Origin of the sequence: Nocardia farcinica, assembly GCF_029867845.1 — a bacterium.
Classification (GTDB): domain Bacteria; phylum Actinomycetota; class Actinomycetes; order Mycobacteriales; family Mycobacteriaceae; genus Nocardia; species Nocardia farcinica_A.
Window position 1 is genome coordinate 1 of the sequence record NZ_JARWRU010000569.1, and the last position, 4480, is coordinate 4480.

5 protein-coding genes and 1 tRNA gene are annotated in these 4480 nt (G+C 68.8%); 4 read left to right on the forward strand and 2 right to left on the reverse strand.

Features of this window, described 5'->3' with window-relative positions; all coding sequences use genetic code 11:
• The 3 genes from QH283_RS12445 to dnaG all read left to right on the forward strand — a co-directional run.
• Positions 1–381: YdcF family protein (locus tag QH283_RS12445; RefSeq protein ID WP_280503162.1), on the forward strand; the 381-nt coding region annotated here is incomplete at its 5' end.
• An 86-nt stretch (positions 382–467) separates the two neighbouring features.
• Positions 468–1727 (forward strand): deoxyguanosinetriphosphate triphosphohydrolase, encoded by a 1260-nt coding sequence (locus QH283_RS12450; protein ID WP_280503166.1) that lies wholly within the window; start codon positions 468–470, stop codon positions 1725–1727.
• Positions 1728–1760: 33 nt separating this feature from the next.
• Entirely contained in the window at positions 1761–3674 is a 1914-nt protein-coding gene (gene dnaG / locus QH283_RS12455; protein ID WP_280503163.1) for a DNA primase, read from the forward strand.
• A 30-nt stretch (positions 3675–3704) separates the two neighbouring features.
• Here dnaG and QH283_RS12460 read toward each other — a convergent pair whose 3' ends face one another.
• A complete protein-coding gene (locus QH283_RS12460; RefSeq protein ID WP_280503164.1) occupies positions 3705–3965 on the reverse strand; it encodes a hypothetical protein in 261 nt (86 codons plus the stop codon).
• A gap of 217 nt (positions 3966–4182) precedes the next feature.
• Between QH283_RS12460 and QH283_RS12465 the strand changes: the two genes are divergently transcribed.
• Positions 4183–4255: transfer RNA gene (locus tag QH283_RS12465), tRNA-Asn, on the forward strand.
• 3 nt (positions 4256–4258) lie between these two features.
• On the opposite strand, the gene QH283_RS12470 is transcribed toward QH283_RS12465, so the two are convergent.
• A partial coding sequence (locus QH283_RS12470) for a hypothetical protein (protein WP_280503165.1) occupies positions 4259–4480 on the reverse strand: 222 nt, incomplete at its 5' end.

The following is a 4480-nucleotide window of genomic DNA, read 5'->3' on the forward strand; positions in this document are numbered from 1 at the left end:
CGGCGGCAAACAGGAGGCGACCTCTACACCGAGGCCGCCTCCGGCAAGTTCTACCTGGAGGGCCGGGGCCTCCCGGGCGAGGCGATCCTCGCCGTGGAGACCGGCTCGGACACCCTGCGCAGCGTCGAAGCCGTCGCCGACGCCATGCGTGCGCGCGGCTGGAACTCGGTCGCCCTGGTCAGCGACCCCTGGCACTCCCTGCGCACCCGCACCATGGCCCGTGACGACGGCCTGCGCGCCTGGACCGCCCCCACCCGGACCGGCCCCGCCGTCTACACCCGCGAATCCCAGGCCCACGGCATCTTCCGGGAGACCTTCGCCCTGCTCTGGTATCAGCTCACCCACTTCTCCGCCGACTTCCCCTACACCGCGGGGCAGTGACCGATGCGCCGCGGACCAGATCCATCGAGCCACCGGGCGGACGCGTCGAGGCGCAGGACACACCCATGGAACGACAGGGCAGGCACATGAGCGACTACACCGATCACGACCGCGAGCGCATGGTCGTCGAGGCACCGAAGACCGCCGGATTCGCCTCGCCCGGCATGGAGTCCACCCTCGGTCACCGCTCCGAGTTCGCCCGCGACCGCGCCCGCGTGCTGCATTCGGCGGCGCTGCGCCGCCTCGCCGACAAGACCCAGGTCATGGGCCCGCGCGATGGCGACACCCCGCGCACCCGGCTCACCCATTCGCTCGAGGTCGCCCAGATCGGCCGCAGTATCGCCGACGGTCTCGGCGCCGACCCCGACCTGGTCGATCTGGCGGGTCTGGCCCACGACATCGGCCATCCGCCCTACGGCCACAACGGCGAGAAGGCCCTCGACATCTGGGCCGACGAGTACGGCGGCTTCGAGGGCAACGCCCAGAACCTGCGCATCCTCACCCGCCTGGAACCGAAAGTCCTCACTCCCGAGGGCGTCAGCGTGGGCCTGAACCTCACCCGCGCCGCCCTCGACGCCGCCATCAAATACCCGTGGGGCCGCACCGGCCGCGGCACCAAGTTCGGCGCCTACGAGATCGACGCCGACCGCCTGGCCTGGATCCGCAAGGACGCCCCCGACCGGGTGCGCAGCCTGGAATGCCAGATCATGGACTGGTCCGACGACGTCGCCTATTCCGTGCACGACGTCGAGGACGGTGTCATCGACGGCCGCATCGACCTGCGCGCCCTCACCGACCCGGGCGAACGCGAGGCGCTGGCGCGCATGGGCCACAGCCAGCACCCCGAGATCTCCGTCGACGACCTGGTCGAGGCCGCCCAGCGGCTGTCCGAACTGCCGGTGCTCGCCGACGTGTTCGGCTACGACGGCTCCTTCACCGCCTCGGTCGCCCTCAAACGCCTCACCAGTGAACTGGTCGGCCGGTTCACCACCGCGGCCATCGCCGCCACCCGCGCCGTCGCCGGCCCCGGCCCGCTCACCCGCTACCGCGCCGACCTGGAGATCCCGCGCATCGCCGCCGCCGAGGTCACCGTCCTCAAGACCTTCGCACTGCGCTACGTCATGTCCGATCCGGTGCACAAGCAGCGCCAGGCCGTGCAACGCCAGCGCATCCAGGAAGTCGCGGCAGGTCTGCTCGAAACCGCGCCCCGCCACCTCGACCCCCAGCTGCTGCCGTGGTGGCGCGAAGCCGGCACCGACACCGCCCGCGTGCGGGTGATCATCGATCAGATCGCCTCCTACACCGAGAGCCGTCTCGAGCGCATGGCCGTCGAACTGGCCGGGTGATCGGGCCGCGGGCGCGCGGCTAGACTGCTGTGCGTGGCCGGACGACTTCCAGATCGCGATATCGCGGCGATTCGCGACCGCGTTCGGATCGAAGACGTGGTCGGCGAATACGTGGCGCTCAAGCGCGCGGGCGCGGACTCCATGAAGGGTCTGTGTCCCTTCCACGACGAGAAGTCCCCTTCCTTTCACGTGCGGCCCAACCACGGCCTTTTCCACTGCTTCGGCTGCGGTGAGGGCGGCGACGTCTACAAGTTCCTCCAGCAGATCGAGCACATCGGCTTCGTCGAGGCCGTCGAGCAGCTCGCCGACCGCGTCGGCTACCAGATCAACTACGAGGGCGGCGGCACCTCCGTCCAGCGCGACCGCGGCACCCGCGCCCGCCTGGTCGCCGCCAACGCCGCCGCGCACGAGTTCTACATGGCCCAGCTGGCCACCCCCGAGGCCGAGGCCGCTCGCACATTCCTCACCGACCGCGACTTCGACGCCGAGGCCGCCCGTCGCTTCGGCTGCGGCTACGCCCCCGGCGGCTGGGACACCCTCACCAAGCATCTGCTGCGCAAGGGCTTCGAGTTCAAGGAACTGGAGGCAGCGGGCCTGTCGAGGCAGGGCAAGCGCGGTCCCATCGATCGCTTCCACCGCAGGCTGCTGTGGCCGATCCGCAATCTCGGCGGTGAGGTCATCGGCTTCGGCGCCCGCAAGCTCTTCGACGACGACACCATGCCGGGCAAGTACGTCAACACCCCGGAAACGATGCTGTACAAGAAGTCCCAGGTGCTGTTCGGCCTGGATCTGGCCAAGCGCGACATCGCCAAGAGCCGCCAGGCCGTCGTGGTCGAGGGCTACACCGACGTCATGGCCATGCACCTGGCCGGTGTCACCACCGCTGTCGCCTCCTGCGGCACCGCCTTCGGCGAGGACCACATGTCGATCCTGCGGCGGCTGCTCATGGACGACAATTTCTGGCGCGGCGAGATCATCTACACCTTCGACGGCGACGCCGCCGGTCAGGCCGCCGCCCTCAAGGCCTTCTCCGGCGACCAGAAACTCGCGGGCCAGACCTACATCGCCGTCGCCCCCGACGGCCAGGACCCCTGCGACCTGCGCCAGCGCAGCGGCGACGCCGCCGTCCGCGACCTGATCGCCCGCCGGACCCCGTTGTACGAGTTCGTGATTCGCGGCCTGCTCGCCGAACACGACCTCGACACCGTCGAGGGTCAGGTCGAGGCGCTGCGCCGGGCTGTGCCCGTGGTCGCCCAGATCAAGGACAACGCCACCCGCAAGGCCTATGCCACGCGTCTGGCCGGCTGGGTCGGCTGGGACGACATCCAGACCATCGTCCGCCGCGTCGGCGAGGAGGCTCGCAAGGGCGGCCGCGCCGGAGTCGTACCCAAACGCGCCTCCTCCGCCGCCGGAGCCAAGGTCGCCGAGCATCCCGCCGCGCGCCCTGATCCGAACGATCCGGTGCTGCTCCCGCAGCGTCAATCCCTGTGCGCCGCACTGCAATACCCCGCCATCGCGGGCGCGATGTTCGACGCGCTGGAGACCGAGGCCTTCACCCACCCCGCCTATGTCGCCGTCCGTACCGCCATCGCCGAGGCGGGCGGCGCGTCCCGCGGCCTGAGCGGCGCCGAATGGTTCAACGCCGTCGCCGACGCCATCGACGACCTCACCCTGCGCGCTCTGGTCTCGGAACTGTCGGGCGCCCCCCTGCCGGTGAAATCCGTCGACGACATCCCCCGCTTCATCACCGGTGTGCTGGCCCGCACCCAAGAAGCCCACGTCGGCCGCCAGATCGCCACCCTGAAGTCCCGGCTCCAGCGCCTGTCCGCCGGCGACAGCACCGACGAATACATGGCCCTGTTCGGCGATCTGGTGGCGCTCGAGCAGTACCGCAAGAGCCTCGAGCAGCAGGCCATGGGCAACGCCGACGACTTCGCCATCGGCTGAGAGCCTGCCTGCGAACTCGGTACCGCCTACTCAGTACTTCTTGGGCGCCCGCCGCAGCTGATCCTGCGGCACCAGGATCGTCGTCCGCTCGTCGATCGGCTTCATCGGCTCCAGCGGCGGCCGGGTGCTCAGCTTGTCCGACAGCTTCTGCCGCCCCACCAGCACGAGCTTGCGTGTCACCGGGCTGCCCGCCACCGCCCTGGTGGCCGAGGTGATCTGCTCGTACCGAGCCCGCCCGGCCTTGGATCCGAGTACGTACCCGGCCGCAACCCCGATCAACAACCGCAGCATCTTGGTGGAGCTCCTCCCACGTGGCCTGTCAGCGGCTACCATCCTGCCCGAAGCGCCGTCCCGCTGTCGATCCGGCCACCACGCACCCGCGACCCGCCCCGCGACACGCCGAAGCCGACCCCATCACCGCAGGTCAGGACCCGATTTGGGAACCGGACCCGGCATGCGCTAAAGTTTCTCCTCGGTCGGGCCGAAAGGTCCGAACCGAACAGAATAATCCCCTATAGCTCAATTGGCAGAGCAGCCGACTGTTAATCGGCAGGTTTCTGGTTCGAGTCCAGATGGGGGAGCATTCAAAAGCCCTCTACCAGGACGAACCGGTAGGGGGCTTTCTCGTTGTCCGGCCGGGAAAATCGAAATCGGTTGCGTTCCGAGGTGAACCAGAGCCATTTCCGGCTATGACCGAGGTTACGATCAGCGGCGAGGCGGCCGCAATGGGGCGGGGTTGTAAAGATACTGTAATATTGGACGATGAGTTGTTTGAAAAAATTTAATAGAACAACAAACCCGCAACA

What these genes read in the sequence shown, in the direction of transcription:
- QH283_RS12450 (WP_280503166.1), top strand. Translation starts at nt 468, where the DNA reads ATGAGCGACTACACCGATCACGACCGCGAGCGCATGGTCGTCGAGGCA.
- QH283_RS12460 (WP_280503164.1), bottom strand. Translation starts at nt 3,965, where the DNA reads ATGCTGCGGTTGTTGATCGGGGTTGCGGCCGGGTACGTACTCGGATCC.